Annotated in this window: 11 protein-coding genes; 1 reads left to right on the top strand and 10 read right to left on the bottom strand. The window is 43.6% G+C overall.

The window, feature by feature from the left end; genetic code table 11:
- Positions 1–38 precede the first annotated feature (38 nt).
- Both QZ076_RS01165 and QZ076_RS01160 read right to left on the bottom strand, forming a co-directional pair.
- A complete protein-coding gene (locus QZ076_RS01165; RefSeq protein WP_293709548.1) occupies positions 39–1,694 on the bottom strand; it encodes a SusD/RagB family nutrient-binding outer membrane lipoprotein in 1,656 nt (551 codons plus the stop codon).
- Between the two features lie 12 nt (positions 1,695–1,706).
- The gene (locus tag QZ076_RS01160) at positions 1,707–4,739 is read right to left on the bottom strand and encodes a SusC/RagA family TonB-linked outer membrane protein (protein WP_293709547.1); all 3,033 of its coding nucleotides are present in this window, start codon (positions 4,737–4,739) and stop codon (positions 1,707–1,709) included.
- A gap of 388 nt (positions 4,740–5,127) precedes the next feature.
- Here QZ076_RS01160 and dgt point away from each other — a divergent pair, with 388 nt between their 5' ends.
- Complete coding sequence (dgt, locus tag QZ076_RS01155) at positions 5,128–6,453, top strand: dGTP triphosphohydrolase (RefSeq protein WP_293709546.1); 1,326 nt, start codon at positions 5,128–5,130, stop codon at positions 6,451–6,453.
- 92 nt (positions 6,454–6,545) lie between these two features.
- On the opposite strand, the gene rsgA is transcribed toward dgt, so the two are convergent.
- The 8 genes from rsgA to QZ076_RS01115 all read right to left on the bottom strand — a co-directional run bounded on the left by rsgA (position 6,546) and on the right by QZ076_RS01115 (position 18,717).
- On the bottom strand, positions 6,546–7,478 hold the full coding sequence (rsgA, locus tag QZ076_RS01150) for a ribosome small subunit-dependent GTPase A (RefSeq protein ID WP_293709545.1): 933 nt from the start codon (positions 7,476–7,478) through the stop codon (positions 6,546–6,548).
- Between the two features lie 57 nt (positions 7,479–7,535).
- Positions 7,536–8,099, bottom strand: coding sequence for a ribosome recycling factor (frr, locus tag QZ076_RS01145; protein ID WP_293709544.1), 564 nt, complete (start codon positions 8,097–8,099; stop codon positions 7,536–7,538).
- Between the two features lie 295 nt (positions 8,100–8,394).
- Positions 8,395–9,558: an MFS transporter gene (locus QZ076_RS01140; RefSeq protein ID WP_293709543.1), complete on the bottom strand. Its 1,164-nt coding sequence runs from the start codon at positions 9,556–9,558 to the stop codon at positions 8,395–8,397.
- 2 nt (positions 9,559–9,560) lie between these two features.
- Positions 9,561–10,430, bottom strand: a complete 870-nt coding sequence (locus QZ076_RS01135) for a carbohydrate kinase (protein WP_293709542.1) — start codon at positions 10,428–10,430, stop codon at positions 9,561–9,563.
- 13 nt (positions 10,431–10,443) lie between these two features.
- A complete protein-coding gene (locus QZ076_RS01130; protein WP_293709541.1) occupies positions 10,444–12,027 on the bottom strand; it encodes a glycoside hydrolase family 32 protein in 1,584 nt (527 codons plus the stop codon).
- A 36-nt stretch (positions 12,028–12,063) separates the two neighbouring features.
- Complete coding sequence (locus tag QZ076_RS01125) at positions 12,064–13,671, bottom strand: DUF4980 domain-containing protein (RefSeq protein ID WP_293709716.1); 1,608 nt, start codon at positions 13,669–13,671, stop codon at positions 12,064–12,066.
- Positions 13,672–13,817: 146 nt separating this feature from the next.
- A complete protein-coding gene (locus tag QZ076_RS01120) occupies positions 13,818–15,539 on the bottom strand; it encodes a RagB/SusD family nutrient uptake outer membrane protein (protein ID WP_293709540.1) in 1,722 nt (573 codons plus the stop codon).
- A 19-nt stretch (positions 15,540–15,558) separates the two neighbouring features.
- On the bottom strand, positions 15,559–18,717 hold the full coding sequence (locus QZ076_RS01115; RefSeq protein ID WP_293709539.1) for a TonB-dependent receptor: 3,159 nt from the start codon (positions 18,715–18,717) through the stop codon (positions 15,559–15,561).
- Positions 18,718–18,889: the final 172 nt, after the last annotated feature.

The raw sequence follows: 18,889 nt of genomic DNA, 5'->3' as shown, positions 1-18,889 counted from the left end.
CTTTCTTATATTCTCACAATTACAGAACCCCTTTAAAATTAGAAGTTTCCTACATTTGCTTTATCCCACCAAACACGAGTACCACCGATATCACCGGTAAACTTCGAGCTTGAATTTTCCTGATTAAGCACCTGGATACCTTTCTGCAACTCATCATTGTTCGTATTGATTTCCACTTCCGAATAGATCAGGCGACGGATCTGTTCGTCTGTATCGATTGTTCCATTACTGCTGTTTACGCGGTTCGGGAATAGCTTAGGATAACCCGTACGACGATATTCAGCCCATGCTTCCGTTGACAATGGGAAGTTGGCAATCCATTTCTGGGTAATGATACGTTGCAGCTTTTGTTCGTTGCTAGCGCCTTCATCCCATTTCACAGGAACGGTATTCATAGCCTTGATACTATTCTGAGCATCCACCGGATCTACAAAATCAGCAGGAAGAGTCGTGCCGTTAATATAAGCATCGATTTCTTCGTCGGAAACAGAAGTCACACCTGCATAAACACCTTTATACTTCAATTCGTTCTTAATAGAAAGACGGATACCTTCTTCATACAAATCCTTAGCATTACCACCCATATTCCAGCCACGCAAAGCACCTTCTGCACGCAGGAAGTAAGATTCGGCAGCCTTCATTACCGGCATCGGAGTTGAATAAGTACATACTATATTGGAGAAGTTACCCCACTGGTTCGGTTTATTCGGCAGATTACAGCCACCACGAATACCCAGATACTTAGAGTCTTTAGCAACAACTACATTGTCTCCTACTTTGATATCATTTGTATTCTTCGTAATATAAAGAGCGATACGCGGGTCGTTATAACCTTCCAGAATTGTCACCAGGTTTGCATTCACACCACAGTCACCCCATTCGAACATACGAGTCAATTCGTTGCTCAAACCCTGGTCGATCAGGATATCCTTATCAGCAGAGGTTAAGACACCTCCGGAAACAGCTTCTTCAGCTTTTTGCTTAGCCAGACCCGGATTAGCTTTTACAATACGCATTGCCAAACGTAATTTGAATTGATTGGCAACTTTCACCCACAACTCACGATTCCCCTGACACCAGTAATCAAACTGCTGCATATTGGCTACATCAGACGTTCCATTCTTAAAGCCGGTTATAGCTTCATCCAGTAATGCAAACATCGCATTATAAATGCTTTCCTGCGAGTCATAATAAAAAGAAACATCGTTTCCTTCCAGTACAGACTGATAAGCGACAGGTCCGTAAGTATCTGTCATTGTAGACAATGCATACACCTGAACCACACGCATGATCGCTGCATAATCAACAAGACCTTTCTCGTCGCAAGTCTTGATCAAACGACGTGTATTATTGAATATATGCAGGTTGAAGTTTTCATACATACCACCGCAAAAGCCACGGTTCAGTTTATAGTCGACGTTACCGTTACCGCCAAAGTTATGCGGAGTCATGAAATAGCCACTGAACAAGTCTGTGCTCAGGTTAGTCCAGAACTGGAACATATTTTGTTGAGGAGCATAGACGTAAGTGATTGGCTCTACAAACTGAGACTCAAACGGCAAATTGTCCGGGTCTACTTCATATTTATTCGTATTCAGTTCTCCAAAATTATCGGTACAGCCTGTCATCATAGAACCAGCAGCCAATGTAAGAGCTGAAGCGACAGTATATGTCAAAAATTTATTTATCTTCATAGGAACTAAGATTTAGAAATTAAGTTTTAAATTAAGACCAAAACTACGGGATGTAGGCAATGAGAACATATCGAATCCCTGCCATCCATTATTTGTAGAAGCAGAAACTTCCGGATCCATCGGAGCATCTTTATAGAAGAAGAACAAGTTGCGTCCAATCAGGGATGCATTTAGGTTCTTACCTGCACCAAACAAGTTGCGGAATGTATAACCGAATGACAATTCACGTAAACGAACATTGGTTGCATCATAAATATACAAACCATTTGCATACTGTGAGTTGAAGTTTGTTGCACCGGTAGTAGAATAGAACTTCTGCGGATCAAAAGTTATACCTTCAAAAACGACCTGCCCTGCATCACGAGCAGCAGCCGAACGTTCTGAAACACCCCAGCCGTCTAATGTAGCTTCGGTCATCGACATTACCTTACCACCGACTTTAGCATCGATCAGGAATGACAATGTGAAATCTTTATAGTGGAATGTATTTGTCCAACCCATGTTTACCTTTGCGTTCATATCGCCTGCATATTCCAGATCGGCAATACCATCGCCACCCAACTGGGGAGCGCCATTTTCAACAACCGGTTTACCGCTATCGTCTCTCTTGATCTGACGAACGTACAGGTCACCGTAATGTCCGCCTTCTTTCAGGATCACTTTAGCACCACCATAGTTAGCCAATGACAAACCGTCAGGCAATTCGTCGATCAACTCCTTAATCTTATTCGTATTATAAGCGAAGTTGAAGCTGGTTGTCCAGCTGAAATTATCTGTAAACTGGTTATACCAACCCAAGACAGCTTCAAAACCAGAGTTTTGAACATCACCTGCATTTACATAACGTTGTCTCAAACCTGTTTCCCACGGAGCATCGATAGCAAAGAACTGGTTCTTTGTATTCGTTTTATAATAAGTCAAGTTCACATTCAAACGGTTACGGAAGAATGTACCGTCGAAACCAACTTCCAAAGAGTTTGTTTTTTCAGGTTTCAATGTCTTGAACGGAGCCTTTTCCGGAGGAGTGATAGAACCCTGGTCTTTCAATGTATAACGCAGATTAGTCATAAATACCGGAACATCGTTACCCACAATTGAATAAGAAGCACGGAGTTTGAACATATCCACATTCTTACCGAAATCGACAAACTTATCTAACAAAGCACTTGCTCCGACAGACGGATAGAAGAATGAAACACCATCGGTAAATGCCAAAGCAGAAGACCAGTCATTACGAGCTGTTACATCCAGGAACAAACCTTCCTTGTAACCAAACTGAGCCGTAGCAAAAACAGAATTCAAACGCTTTTCTGATAAAGTTTCTGAAGTTCTGGTCTTATAATAGTTAGCCGGTGAGAAAATATTCGGATAATAAGTGTTACCTGTCGGTTTACCATCGACTACAGAGAACTTAGAACCATCGCCGATGATTTCAATGCTGGATGAATTAGTCTTTGTGAAACTGCTACCAGCCGTTACTGACAATGAATAATCTTCATCCCATATTTTATTATAACTTACCAATACGTCACCATACATCTGTTCACTAAACACACGGTTATCTTTTATCTGTCCCATTGAGTTACGTCCGCCGGTACTGGAAGCGTATTCATTCTGGATAAACTTATCTTCACCACGTTCATAACGTAAACGTCCCGTAACGGAAAGACCGGCGATAATATCATATTTCACACTACCACCAAATTCGTAACGGTTACGATCAGAAATAGGAGTTTGTCTGTTCAGCATCCAATACGGGTTAGAGAACTGTTCCTGTCCCAGGTTTGTCCAGTTCTGAACGTTTGTATTTAATGACGGATCATACACCTCAAAGTTATTCTTGTAACCATTCCAATCTTCACCTCTCGGAAACAGATAAGCACCGGTGATCGGGTTACCCAGGAAACCAGCCATAGCCTGGTTCTCGATATGCTGGTTATTATAACGAGCACTAACATCGACTTTCACTTTCTTCCACAAGTTAAAACCGACTTTAGCCAACAGGTTATGACTCATATAATCGTTCTTCGGCATAATACCGTTGGAAGCCACATTTGCATAAGAGAAATAAGACGAGATATTGTCGTTACCACCAGCCAGAGAGATAGAGTTGTTGGTAGTGAAACCCGGTCTGTAAAATTCTTTTGCATAATTCGGGGCTTTAGAAGACAACTTGTTACCCCAGCTAAAAGTACCTTCATCACTCACACCGTATGAGTTTTGGAACTTGGGCAGAGACATCGCTGTTTCAACTGTCGTATTGCTTGATACATTGATAGACACCTTACCTGCCTGAGCAGATTTGGTTGTAATCATAATAGCACCATTGGCAGCAACAGCACCATACAATGCAGCAGCAGAAGCACCTTTCAGCAAAGTGATCTGAGCAATATCGTCCGGGTTGATCGTCGACATGGCATCACCACCATCACGCTGGCTACCATATACCATATCTACCTGAGAGGTCGATACATTCATCATCAAAGGCACACCATCCACAACTACCAACGGCTGGTTGCTACCACTAATAGATTTATTACCACGAAACAAAATCTTTGAAGCACCACCGGCACCAGTCGAGTTCGGAGTGATCTGCAAACCTGCACTCTTACCTTGCAAAGAGTTGATCATGTTCACATTCTTGATTTCATTCAAGTCCTTTCCTCCTACTGTTTGGGCAGCATAAGTCAAAGTCTTGGACTCACGTTTGATACCCAATGCAGTTACAACGACTTCACCCAGCTGTTCAGAGTCGGAAACCATGTTTACATTAATAGTAGAACGGCCATTGACCGGTTCTTCTATTGTTTTCATACTCAAATAAGAAAAAACCAAAACAGCATTACTGCTAACATCCAACGAATATTTACCATCCATATCCGTTACGGTACCCACTGTTGTTCCTTTTTGCAGAACATTCACCCCGGCGAGAGGCTCATTGAGTTCTTTGTCCATTACAACGCCGCTTACTTTACTTTGCGCCCATAGCACATTTGTACATATTCCTATACAGAATAGTATCAACATTACAAAGCTTTTCCTCATAAAGTTAGATTGTTTAGATGAGTTAATAATAAAAATTTTCATAATACTTCTTCTTAAGTTTAGCAAACACTTTAACGTTTAATTAGATCTAAGCAAAGAAAAGAACTGAGTTCTATCAGAACTATGCTGTTTGAAGTTAAATTTACGTTAAGTAACATTTCTGTGTGTAGGAAAACATACCATATTTATGTTAATGTAAATAAATTTAAATACTTCGCTAGTTAAAACAGCATGTAATTCTGGTATAAATTCATAGCTTTGTAAACAAATGGATAAAATATGGTTTAAGTTCTGATAGAACTACGTAATTAATTATTATTTGAAGCCCTTATTCTCCTATTCTCCCCCAAAATGTCTATCTTTGTAAAAAGACATTTATCATAAAACTATGAACTGGACCCAATTACTGTCAGGCAAACGTTTTGGAATGGAAGAGTATCATGAACGCAAACATGAACGTACGGATTTTCAACGGGATTACGACCGGTTAATCTTCTCCTCCCCCTTTCGCAGATTACAGAATAAAACACAGGTATTCCCTCTACCAGGCAGTATCTTTGTTCATAACCGTTTGACGCACAGCCTGGAAGTATCTTGTGTAGGTCGTTCATTAGGTAATAATGTAGCGAAGGGGTTAATGCAGAAATATCCTGACGGAAGTATCAATTTTCCGGAATTAGGTTCTATTGTTTCTGCTGCCTGCCTGGCTCATGATATGGGAAACCCTCCATTCGGACATTCCGGTGAACGGGCTATCTCCGCTTACTTTTCTGAAGGGAACGGCAGTTATCTGGAAGATGAAATACGTTCGACTGGCGGCCGCTGGGAAGATTTCTTGCATTTTGAAGGGAATGCCAATGCTATGCGCCTGCTTACACACCAGTTTATCGGCAGACGCAAAGGCGGCTTTGCTCTTACTTACAGCACCTTGGCCTCCATTATTAAATATCCGTATGCATCGGTTTATTCCGGAAAGAAAGGAAAATTCGGATTTTTCCAGTCGGAAGAAGAGGCCTATTTGCGCATAGCGGTAGAACTGGGGATAAATAAAAACCCCGAAGATGCTAACAAATACGTCCGTTATCCACTGGTTTACCTGGTGGAAGCGGCCGACGACATCTGTTATCAGATCATGGATATAGAAGATGCCTGCAAACTACATATCCTGACAACGGAAGAGGCTATCCGCCTTTTACTTAACTTCTTTGAAGGGGAACGACTCGACCGCATCATTAAAGTCATGAAAATGGTAGACGATACAAACGAACAGATCGCTTACCTCCGTTCCTGTATCATCGGCTTACTGGTAGACGAATGTTCACGCGTCTTTCTGGAAAATGAAGAAGGAATACTTAACGGCACATATAACGCTCCCCTGATCGAGCAAATCGGCACGAAAGCCAAAGAAGCTTATGAAACCTGCTCAAAGACAGCATACAAAAAGATCTATCGCGCCAAAGAAGTACTCGATATCGAACTGGCCGGTTACCATATCTTCAGCCACCTCATCGACAGCTTGACAGAGGCTGTGATGAACCAGGGCCATGCTTACAGTAAGCTCCTGTTGCAACGTATCCCGGAACAATACGACACCAATGCTCCCACCACATATGGCAAGGTGCAATGCGTACTCGACTATATATCAGGGATGACAGATGTGTATGCCCTGGATTTATACCGTAAGATCACCGGAATGAGCCTTCCAGCCGTATAATAATGTGACAATATGCTAATATGCCAATTAAAGAAAAACAGCTATGAATTGGCACATTTAGCGTAGCGCCACATTGGCAAATTGGCAAATTATCAATATTCTTCGCGGTATTTACCTTCCTCCTTATCTTCCAGGATACTGAGGTAGCTTTTGTAGCGGGACTCGCTGATGAAATTCTCTTCCAGCGCTTTAAGCACCGCGCAGCCCGGTTCATGCCGGTGAGAACAGTCGCTGAACTTACAATCGGACGAGAATCTGAATATTTCGGGGAAATAATGGGATATTTCGGCCGTCTCCATCTCGATCGTACCGAAACCTTTGATTCCCGGAGTATCGATCAGATAACCACCTTCCGGCAGCGGGATCATTTCAGAAAAGGTTGTAGTATGCATCCCCTTGTTGTGATACTCGGAGATATCGCCAGTCCGCAGGTTCACCCCGGGAACAAGCTTATTGATGATTGTCGATTTTCCAACCCCCGAATGTCCGGACAGAAGCGTGATCTTATCTTTCAGCTCAGCCTTTAACTCTTCCAGCCCCTCGCCCGTCTTCGCACAGAGGGTAGAACAGGGGTAACCGATCGTGGTATACAGGTTCATCATAGCATCGAGGTATTCTTTCTCCTCCCCTTTATAACGGTCGATCTTATTGAAGATCATTTTAACCGGCACACGGTAGGCTTCGGCAGTAGCCAGAAAACGATCGATAAAGACAGTGGTGGTAATCGGATAATTGACAGTAACGATCAGCATAGCCTGATCGAGGTTAGCTGCAATGATATGCGACTGCTTCGACAAATTGGAAGCCCGGCGGATGATATAGTTCTTCCGGTCTTCTATATGGGTAATAAAAGCTGTGCCTTCATTATTGATATCGATATCGACACGGTCGCCCACCGATACAGGGTTTGTGCTGCGGATCTCTTTCAGACGGAAATTGCCTTTAACTTTACTTTCCACATCACGTCCGTCGTCGGTACGCACGGTATACCAGCTACCTGTATTTTTTATTACCAGTCCTTTCATGCTTTCTTGTTGTCTTATATAAAAAAAGAAGGGCGAAAATTGTTTCGCCCCTATAAGTTATACTGTCATTATTTCTTTTTCTTTAGCAGCGTAGAGGTCATCTACCTTTTTAATAAATTTATCATGTATCTTCTGGACTTCCGCTTCAGCGTCTTTTGCCACATCTTCGGGAGTACCATCTGCTTTCACACTTTTCTTGATTGTCTCAATGGCATCACGACGAGCATTACGGATACTGATCTTTGCCGTTTCTGCTTCCTGTTTGGATTGTTTTGCCAAAGAGCGACGACGTTCCTCCGTCAACGGAGGAATACCCAGGCGGATAATTTCACCATTATTTTCAGGAGTGATACCGACTTCCGAGTTCATGATTGCTTTTTCGATCTCTTTGATAAGCGGTTTTTCCCACGGAGTGATAATAATCGTTTTTGCATCGGGTGTATTCACCGATGCTACGTTAGTTAGAGGAACAAGACTTCCGTAATAAGGCACCTTCACACTGTCAAGGATTTTCGGATTAGCCTTACCGGCACGAATGTGAGCCAACTGATCGTCGAGATACTCGATTGCGAACGTCATTTTCTCTTCTGCGGCCTTTACATACTGCTTTATTTCTGCCATAACTGATTGATATTTTGTTTTCTGTTTTTTTCGATAAACAAAAGTAGTAAAGTTTTTGAACCTGACAAACAAATTATCCCTTTAGCGGTATAATTCAATAGTATAAAGAGCCGGCAAAAGACAGAAGCCACATCGCTGTTGCAAATGCTTACGGCGGCGTGGCTTCTTATTATCGTCTTAGAAAAGTTCCGTCGGTATGAAGCTGTTGTTTCTCTATAGTGAAACATTTGTTTCTACTAGGTGAAACAAGTGTTTCATAGGCATGAAACTTTTCTAAGTCCTGCAGGAAATATCTTTAATGCTTCAGTTTAGGACAGAGAAATGCCAGATAAAGGACTCCGACACTCAATACCAGAACCGCACCCAACTGCGAAGCCATTGCATCCGACAGGAACCCCATAAAGAGAGGGAATATCGTTCCGCCGAACAAACCCATAATCATCAGGCCGGATATTTCATTCTTGCGTTGCGGCATAGATTGAATAGCCTGTGAAAAGATGATGGAGAAGACATTCGAGTTACCGAAACCGATCAATCCTATACATATATATATAACCTCTTTACTTTGAAAAATGGAAAGACCGACCATAGCCGCCAGCATCATAAGGACACTAATACCGAAGAATACCTTTGCCGACATCCGCGTCAGGATAAAAGCACCGAGGAAGCATCCGATGGTACGCAGGATAAAGTAAAGACTGGTAGCGAACGAGGCTTCATGAAGTCCCATCCCCAGACGTTCCATCAATATCTTGGGAGCCGTCGTATTTGTTCCAACATCGATACCGACATGACACATGATGCCGATAAAGCACAACAGGATAAAAGGTTTTCCCAACAGGGCAAAACATTCACCGAAAGTAGATGGTTTACCCTCCGGTTTTTCCTCTTCTATCTGTGTAGCTCCAAGCAACAGAATGGCAATAACCGCAACCACCATATAGATCGGGAAAAGTACCCGCCAGCCCAGTCCGAATGAAGGAATAGCTACCGTAGCTCCCCACATGGCGATATACGGAGCCAGGAAAGAGGCGATCGCTTTCACAAACTGTCCGAAAGTAAGACTGCTGGCCAGCTTATCGCCGCTGATCACATTCGACAGCAGGGGATTCAGTGAGGTCTGCATCAATGCATTACCGATACCCAACAGCGAGAAAGAAAGCAGCATCAAGGTATAGCCATCTCCGAAGATGGGAAGAAGCAGTGAAAAGAAAGTCACCACCAGACTGAGCAGCACGGTCTTCTTCCGTCCGATGCGGTTCATCATCATTCCGGTCGGCACGGAGAAGATCAGGAACCAGAAGAACACCAGCGAGGGGAAGATATTCGCTTCCGAATCGGTCAGGTTCAGATCAGCCTTCACATAGTTGGAGGCAATACCCACAAGGTCAACGAATCCCATGGCAAAGAATGCCAGCATGATAGGGATCAGTTTTATATATAATCCTTTTTCTTTCATGATCAGTCTTTATTAGGGTATTCCGGCCACGCACCTTCACGGGTACAAACGAATGCGGCTGTTTCTACCGCTGCCTGATGGGCTTCGCGCAGGGATTTACCGGTTAATATGGAATAGATAAATGCTCCGGAAAACGAATCGCCGGCACCGACCGTATCGGCCACCTCCACTTTAGGAGTAGGGATAGTAGACTGGTCATCCTGCGAATAGATGGAACTGAAGTCACATCCGGCGGTCAGGATCACATACTTCAGGTTATATTTGCGGAGCAATTTGCGGCAGGCTTCCTCATCCGAGCCTTCCAGGTCGCACATACCGCGAAGCAGCACGAGTTCCTCATCATTGATCTTGAATACATTTGCTTTATGAAGCAAGGTCTCGATCAGATCCTTCGAATAGTACGACTGGCGGATATTGATATCGAAGAAGCGCAAAGTGTCTTCGGGCAAATAATTCAGGAGGCTCAATACAGTTGCCCGCGATTCGGGCGAACGCAGCGACAAGGTACCGAAACAGATTGCATCGGCTTTCTTCACCACGTCGATCGCCTCCTGCGTCAACGGGATATGATCCCAGGCAACTCCTTCGATAATGGTATAGGTTGGAATACCCTCTTTCAATTCCACCATGACGCTGCCGGTCGGATATTCCACACTCCCCAGCAAATGGTTGATTCCGCTTTTATCCAGTTCCTGAATGATCTCCGTGCCGGACACATCATTCCCTACGGCACTGATCGCATACCCTTCGGCTCCCAGTTGGGTAGCGTGATACACAAAGTTGATCGGTGCTCCGCCGGCACGTTTTCCCGTAGGCAGCACATCCCAAAGGAGTTCGCCGATACCTACTACTATTGGCTTGTTCTTTTTCATCATTTGTATGTTTTTATTTCCAGATTGAACGTATTTCTGTTATTTTTCCTTTCACAATATCCACATTTCCATTTTCAGTGAATACTTCTATCGTGTTAAACGGTTCCGAAGGATAAAAGACATCCGTCACGACTACGCGTCCTTCCGCCGTAAAGAACTCTACGGAGGCTACATCTATCAGTAGGGTCCATTCTATCTCCGGTGTATTTACAATGTAAGGAACGGAATGAACCGAGGCGAATTTATCGGAGAAAACCTCTCCGGTCGCATTGGTACGGTCTACATAAAACAACTTGTCTAAATTCTCATAGCCAATCGTAATATATTCGCCCTTATTGTTTTTCAGACGTACACCGTAACGGGAGGCAAAGCCCAGCTGGGTATTATTCTCCTGGTTGAATGTCAGTTTTATCTCTATAGGAGCCTTACCGAACTCAAACTTATCCGACAGAAGTTCGGATTTGTTGACCTTTAAATGATCCAGGGTGACAGACTCTCCGTATAATACATCCAGTTCCTTAACGGGTTCGGAAGTAAGTAAATAGATAGATCCGTCTTTCACCAATCCTAGCTCACGCGGGAAAGTGGCGGCTCCGCTCCATTTTACACAAGGTTTTGCACCGGCATATTCCCAGTTATTCATCCATCCGATCAGGATCTGCCTGCCTCCGGGAGCATCCGACCAGGTTACGCCGGCATAATTATCTTTACCGTGATCCATCCAGAAGGTCTTTTTCTGGTCGGTGGTAAATGTCTTACCGTCAAAATCGCCGACAAAATATTGAGTAGCAGAGCCACCTGCCGGGCCGCCCGGATTAATATTCACCAACAAGACCCATTTATTCTCATCTGAGTCTTTTACTTTGAGCGGCAGCAGGTCAGGGCATTCCCAAACACCGTCGTGGCAACCCAATCCCTTACCGAACTCGCTGAGGAAAGACCAGTCCAAGCAATTCTTAGAACCATAGAAACTGATCGTTTGTCCCGAGGCCACAGACATGATCCACTGTCCGCTTTCTTCGTGCCAGAATACTTTCGGATCACGGAAATCGCGTATTCCGGGATTCTTCAATACCGGATTCTTATCATACTTGATCCAGGTACGACCTTTATCGACACTATAAGCGACTCCTTGCGATTCGATCTCTATCTGCTTCGCCTGTTCTATATCGGGGTTATGATAGGTGAAGAAGGCTACCAAAGGAGGATTTTCGACCGTACCGAAGCCAGATGTATTCTTCCAGTCGACCACTGCGCTACCTGAGAATATATACCCCAGGCTATCCGGAGCCAGCGCGACAGGCATGTGTTCCCAATGCACCAGGTCTTTACTGATAGCATGCCCCCAATGCATAGGTCCCCAAACGGAAGCTTCAGGATAATGCTGATAAAACAGGTGATATTCTCCTTCATAATACACCATGCCATTCGGGTCGTTCATCCAATGTTCTGCGGGAGAGAAATGGAATTGGGGACGATACTTTTCCTGAAATGCAGCCACTGTATCCTGCGCTTCTGCTTTCGGTTTACTATTTTTACACGACGCCATAGACAGAATGATTATCAATGGGATCGCAAGATATAAAACATATTTCATCAACATAATCCTTTATATACAATTAATACTACACATTTATTTCCAAATAGACCGGAGCGTATACACTTCCAGATCTTTTACTTCGATATTGTTTCCCCAGAAGTGGAAACCTTCTTTATTCTTCACATCCGGCCGACGCTCCATGGAATAGGAGTAAGCCCCGTTATCTATAAAGATCTCTACAGATGTCTTATCTAATATGATATCGGCAGTAATTTCCATGCTGGTCATATCTTCCGGCGAATAGAACACACCGTTTATCCGATTGAAGTTCATGTCATAATCCAGTAAAGATTGTCCGAACAGGTTCAGGCCGGCACTCGTGGCGTGAGACAGCTTAATGGTGGTACGGATACGCAAAGCTCCTGCGTCGTTGTATTGCTGAAGCAGCTCATTGGCTTTATCAGCAGTCAGTGAACTCCACTGGCCCGCTTTGGTTTGTAGCTGTTCAAACTCTTTAATAGGTTTGCTGAACAGGCGAACACCGTCTTTCGTAGTGCGCAAAGACAATTCCGTCGGGAGCAACATCATACCGTTGATAGGCATTCCCGGGTGAGAGATACGTCCCCAACCCATCTGGATACGACGTCCGTCGGATTCCGGAATATTGGTAAAAGTCTGGGCGGCATAGATAGAGCCGGTTGAATAGTAATACTTACCGGCCTCCGGCGTAAATTTCTTCCCATCGAACACTCCGATCATATAGGTACCGGAAGCACCGTACATCACCCATTTGGTGTTGTTCTTATTTCCATCGACAGCCAGCTCGAACAATTCAGGACATTCCCAGAAGCCGGTGACATGGCTTTCGAAAGTCCAGTCTTTCAGGTTATCGGAGTTGTAAATGGAATGTCCATCACGTTCGTTCAGCACCAGCACCCACTTATTGGACGGTTTATGCCAGAAAACTTTCGGGTCGCGGGTATCTTTACTGTTCCATTTCGCTTTGGAATCGATCACCGGATTTCCTTGATATTTTGTCCATGTACGTCCTTTATCCAGGCTATAAGCGATACACTGTACCTGTTTTTCCGGATTGTCGGCAGTATAAATAGCAACCATAGCCGGAGTGCCTTTCTTGCCGAAGCCGGAAGTATTGTCATAGTCGATAACAGCCGAGCCGGAAAACATCGTGCCGTGTTCATCCGGGAAAAGCGCATCCGGCAGTTCTTCCCAATGTATCAGGTCCTTACTTACGGCATGGCCCCAATGCATATTTTCCCATTCACGTTCGTAGGGGTTATGCTGATAAAACAGATGATATTCGCCATCATAATACAATAATCCGTTGGGATCGTTGTTCCAGCCTCTACGCTGGGTGTAATGAACCTGCGGACGGTTGGTTTCTTTATACAGACTATCCTGTCCGGCAATTTCATCCGCCTGATAGATCTTGTTTATTCCGGCTTTATTCCCGTTATAGGATATTTTTATCTCTTTATTCTTCAGTGCAGACATATCACAGAACACCCAGTAGTCCGGATTTTCGGGAGCCAGACGGATGTTAAACGCCCGTTCCTGCTTCCCTCCTACGTCAAAAGTCATCACTGCCCGGTCGGTCTGATGCGAAACCGGCAGATTAAGATACTTCTTCGTTATTTTCATTGTCAGATCTTGTGCTTCCACTGTAGAGATACAGGTCATCAGGGCACCTGCAAGAATTAAGACATTTCGAGCTCTTACTTTCATGGTAAATAAGGATTTAAAATAAAACAATAGTACTATTTATATTGGTCATAAACAGGACACCACCTGCAAGGGTAAATGCCCTGTTTACCGATTGATTCATTTTACCAGCCATAATTTTGTTTGTACAGCTTTTTGCTAAAATTAATCTGATTTTTCGGGATAGGGAAATATTCATCTTTATTTTTAGTGAACTTCGCTTCACCCATATAGGTACGGCGGGTTTTCTCAACTTCAAAATATTTATTTACAGTCTCCGCAGCAATACCCCAGCGAACCAGATCGAAGAAAGTAGAACCTTCCTGCGACATTTCCAGACGACGTTCCCAACGCAAAGCCTTACGCGCGAAATCCTGTGTCCATTCCGGACAGTTCTTACCCGGCTGATAAGTTGCAATATTGAATTTGCCGGTAGGATCACCCTGCACATCCACTAACTTAGCCGTACTGTTGGCCGCTCTTTCACGAAGGGCATTAATTAATGGAAGCGCCTCTGCCTGACGACCCAGTTCGATCAAAGCTTCTGCCTGCCATAGCATCACATCGTCGTAGCGGATAATATCGCGGTTCTTGGAGCTTGACATAAAAGGAGAGGCAAAAGCGAAACACGGACAATCCGGTAAAACTGTTTCCTTCATCGACATAAAGCTACCGTAAGTATTCGGATCGCGCGTCCAGCTCGTTTCAAAAATAAACTCAGGGTTATATTTGTAAGGAGCACCCGGAATGGCAACCGTATGATTCAAACGCGGGTCGATATTTGTGGCAAGCAAATCGTCAGCAGTCTGTAAATCATGATTATTATAAGTATCGAACAACGGTAATCCGTTTTCATCCGTTTGGAAAGCATTCACCATGTTCTGTGAAGGACTATGGAAACCACAGCAACCATATTCCGGATTCATCGGATAATTCAACATAGCTCCCCAATCCAGACGGCCACGCAACGTACCGTCGTTTACAGAAAATTGAACTGCGAATATCGACTCCGGCCCATTTTCTGTTTCGCAAAGGAAGTTATTGGCAAAATCAGCAGCCAGCGAATACTTCCCTGACAATCCCTGGCAAAGAGTCACAACTTCCTGCAGTTTTGTTTTATCAATATTAGTAACTTCATGTTTCTCATTTTGTTCGTAAGCAGCATACAGAAGAGCTTTTGCCAGATAAGCTTGCGCCATACCTTTATTAGCTCGTGCCAGATCGTCGTTCTTATCCGGCAGGTTTTCCATTGCAAAACGGAACTCCGCAATAATCATATCCCATAATTCCTTATCGGTATACTCGACGTTCGATATCGTAATATAATCGTCTGTTTTATCATTTTCATCGATCCACGGCATATGCTTGAACAAAACCTTCAGGTCGAAATAATAATTAGCGCGTAAGAAACGCATTTCAGCTTCACGGACTTTCTTTTTAGGATAAGCCTCTTCCGAAATTGCATGAATACGTCCCAAAGCATCATTTGTACGGGCAATCGCGATATATTGCGAATACCACTTCTTGTCCAGGTAACCATTATCATCACGCAAATAGACAAAAGTTTCAAACATATGGAAATCACCCATGTCACCTGTTCCGGCACCACCTTTATAAGCATCACCGCTACGCAGATCCCCGTAAGGCCAGTAAGCATTCAAACCATCCGAATAGTTATCGTTACCCAGTGAAGAATAAGCCGAAATCACCATCTTTTCTATATTATCCGCCGTATTCAGGTTATCCGAATCAGCTACCCCCTGTGGAGCTTCATCCAGAAAAGAATCACAAGACATCATCGGGAGTAATAAAGCTGCTCCGAAAGCTATATATTTTAAAGTTTTCATAATTGTATAATCGGATTTATTAGAATGAAACATTGATACCAAAAGTAAAGGCTCTCGGAACTGGATAAGCAAAGTTCGGAGTTTCCGGATCTGCCCCCGTAAAGGCATTATCGCCCCAGCCTTTCTTAATTGTCAGCAGATTCTGACCGGACAGATAGATACGTGCGCTTTCCATGTGTGCAGCTTTCAGTATATGATCCGGCAGACGGTAACCGATTTCAATATTTGCTAATTTCAGGAAAGAAGTATTTTCCACGAAATAGGTGGAGAAACGTCCTTCATCATTTACATTATTTGATGAAGCAGCCGGAATGGTTGAGCTTGTATTATCCGGACTCCATGCATCCACCAGACGTCTTCCGTAATTCTGTCCTCCGAAAAGTCCAAAGAAATCAGTAAATGTTTTCTGACCGTTATTGGCATGGGAACCGACCTGTCCATTCCAGAACATAGAGAAATCAAAATTCTTCCAACCGGCATTCACATTCAAACCATACAAGAACTTCGGGTCTTCTACGCCTAACCAGGTACGGTCTTCATCATTGATCTTACCATCATCATTCAAGTCTTTATAGCGGATACGGCCAACACCTTTACCCGGTTGCTCTACGTGATCTGTCACTTCCTGTTCGTTCTGGAAGATCCCGTCAGCCACATAACCGAAGAGAGATTTCCAGGGACGTCCAAGAATAGTCTGGTCATTGCCATTACCCGGATAAGAATTGATTACATCTTCCGGCAATTTGGTGATCTTATTACGATAGCTGGCAATGTTACCAGTGATATTCAAGTCTACTTCACCTACTTTTTGGTTATAAGTCAGCATAAATTCAAATCCGCTGTTCTCCATGCTTGCACCGTTCACCCAACGATCACCGCCAAAGCCTATTGTTGCGATATAAGGAGGTTTAACCAGGATATCATCTGTTTTCTTATAGAAATAATCGATAGATCCGGTAAACATCTGGTTAAACACACCGAAGTCGATACCTGCATTATTCTGAGTAGTTGCTTCCCATTTCAGATCCGGGTTAACACGCTGTGTGCGGATGAAGCCGGAAGATAACTGACCTTGTCCTGCTCCGGTGATATCATAAGCAGTACCTTGGTCACGTTCCCAGGTAGGATCTGTATAATAACGAGCCTGATACAGACCATAAGAGGCATAGTTATCGATTTCCTGGTTACCTGTTTTACCCCAACCGTAACGAAGCTTCAAGTCTGAAACAATATTTTTAGCTCCTTCGAAAAAACCTTCTTCACTGATACGCCATCCCAAAGAGAATGCAGGGAAAGTACCCCAACGGTTGTTAGCACCAAAACGGGAAGAACCGTCACGACGTACCGTTACAGATGCCAGATATCTGTTATCATAGCTGTAATTCACTTTTCCGAAGAAAGAAGAAAGAGCGTAAGAAGTAGCTCCACCGGCATTACGCAAGTTACCGTCACCAACCGACAGATACATATAATCTTCATTTTCCAGCAGGAAGCCGTCACGACCGGCCGACATATCTTCAAGTCTGTATTTCATCATTTCCTGACCGACCAATATATCGAAGTTACTCTTACCTAAATCTACTTTATATTGTAAGGTATTACTCAATACCCAGTTTCCACCATAGTTTGTATATGTATTCAAACGGGCTGTCTTATCCGACATGAAACCGGACTGATAAGTCTTTTGCATATCGCGTTTCCACCATCCGGTATAATCGATACCGAATTTAGAACGGAATGTCAAACCTTTCAATATATCAACACTCAGGTTCACATCCCCGAAAAGGCGGAACACATCTTCGTGATTTTGTTTGTTATCTTCAATCAGGCGAACCGGATTCTGACGGTCGCTCATATTACTTGCCGGGCCTCCCCAACCACCGTCCAACGAATGAACCGGTACGATAGACTGGATATTCTTTGCATTTTCCTGCAGACCTTTGCCATCCAACGTAGAACAGCGTGTTTTAGACAGAGACAAGTTCTCTCCTATCACTACCCGGTCGTTGAACAACTTATAGTCACTATTGATACGTGCCGTGATACGGTCGAAATAAGTACCTTTCACGGTACCGTCGTTTCCGTAATAGTCGGCAGAGAACAAAGCACGTCCTTTTTCATTTCCCGAAGTTACCGTCACATTATAATTCTGAATAAAACCGGTACGGCTGATTTCCTTTACCCAATCTGTGTCTCCAGCACGCATCACAGGATCGCCCGCTACATCCAGATATTCAGGAAGGATCATTTTGTTTAAAGTCGGTATGCCACCATTCCAGGCAACATCATACATATATGTATAAGGATTCATACCCTTATTAGCCGATCCGTCGGCTAATGTCGTTGAGTTCAGTACTGAACCGTCATTTACTTTGGCACGGAAATTCACAAGCCCGTACTCTTCAGTATTTAACAGATCCACTGAGCGCTGCCACTGCTGGGCAGTCAGAGAAGCTCTGAAATCCACATGCGTTCCACCCGCTTTTCCTTTCTTTGTCGTTACAATGATCACACCGTTTGCTGCACGCGATCCATAGATAGTAGCTGCGGAAGCATCCTTCAATACCTGGATAGATTCGATATCGGATGTCGCTATCTCATTCATAGAACGGGTGCTTGGAATACCGTCGATAATATAAAGAGGCTTGCTGTTTCCCAACGTAGAGACGCCACGTATCTTGACATCCACATCACCGTTAGGCTGACCGGTATTGGTTACATGAAGTCCCGGAACACGTCCCTGCAATGACTGAACAGCATTACTGGTGTTTATATTCTTTATATCATCCATTTTTACAACCGAAACAGCACCTGTCAGGTCGGCTTTTTTCTGTGAAGAGTAACCGGTCACCACCACGTCGCCCAATGCCTGAACATCCTCTTTCAGGACTACATTCAGCTTCTTATTCTCGTTTACCGGTATTTCCTGTGTAATATATCCCATGTAACTGATTTGAAGAGTAGCGCCTTTGGCTACCGAAAGAGAGAAATTACCGTCCATATCGGTAATGATACCATTCGTAGTTCCTTTTTCAATAACGGAAGCTCCTATTACGGGATAGTTATCAGTTCCCGAAATAACAGTTCCATTAATAGAAACTTGCTGGGCTAACAAAGTTTGCGCCATAAATAACATCGTTATCCATACGCACCATTTACGTAGTTTTAATGCTTTCATTAATCTTAAATTATTAGTTTAACAATGATTTGGTGAAAGCAAAAGTATTCCTAATGCAAATAACAGGTGATAAAATATTCATCTAAACGTATAAGAAATGTCACATGGAGAAAGATTTAAGGCATTGATGCGACAAATGTGATAGAGAGGAGACATTTGTTATGAAGGCAGC

Source organism: uncultured Parabacteroides sp. (genome assembly GCF_905196875.1).
Taxonomy (GTDB): Bacteria; Bacteroidota; Bacteroidia; order Bacteroidales; family Tannerellaceae; genus Parabacteroides.
This window is presented reverse-complemented; position numbering and strand designations above follow the sequence as displayed.

What these genes read in the sequence shown, in the direction of transcription:
- QZ076_RS01165 (WP_293709548.1), bottom strand. Translation starts at nt 1,694, where the DNA reads ATGAAGATAAATAAATTTTTGACATATACTGTCGCTTCAGCTCTTACA.
- QZ076_RS01160 (WP_293709547.1), bottom strand. Translation starts at nt 4,739, where the DNA reads ATGAGGAAAAGCTTTGTAATGTTGATACTATTCTGTATAGGAATATGT.
- dgt (WP_293709546.1), top strand. Translation starts at nt 5,128, where the DNA reads ATGAACTGGACCCAATTACTGTCAGGCAAACGTTTTGGAATGGAAGAG.
- rsgA (WP_293709545.1), bottom strand. Translation starts at nt 7,478, where the DNA reads ATGAAAGGACTGGTAATAAAAAATACAGGTAGCTGGTATACCGTGCGT.
- frr (WP_293709544.1), bottom strand. Translation starts at nt 8,099, where the DNA reads ATGGCAGAAATAAAGCAGTATGTAAAGGCCGCAGAAGAGAAAATGACG.
- QZ076_RS01140 (WP_293709543.1), bottom strand. Translation starts at nt 9,558, where the DNA reads ATGAAAGAAAAAGGATTATATATAAAACTGATCCCTATCATGCTGGCA.
- QZ076_RS01135 (WP_293709542.1), bottom strand. Translation starts at nt 10,430, where the DNA reads ATGAAAAAGAACAAGCCAATAGTAGTAGGTATCGGCGAACTCCTTTGG.
- QZ076_RS01130 (WP_293709541.1), bottom strand. Translation starts at nt 12,027, where the DNA reads ATGAAATATGTTTTATATCTTGCGATCCCATTGATAATCATTCTGTCT.
- QZ076_RS01125 (WP_293709716.1), bottom strand. Translation starts at nt 13,671, where the DNA reads ATGACCTGTATCTCTACAGTGGAAGCACAAGATCTGACAATGAAAATA.
- QZ076_RS01120 (WP_293709540.1), bottom strand. Translation starts at nt 15,539, where the DNA reads ATGAAAACTTTAAAATATATAGCTTTCGGAGCAGCTTTATTACTCCCG.
- QZ076_RS01115 (WP_293709539.1), bottom strand. Translation starts at nt 18,717, where the DNA reads ATGAAAGCATTAAAACTACGTAAATGGTGCGTATGGATAACGATGTTA.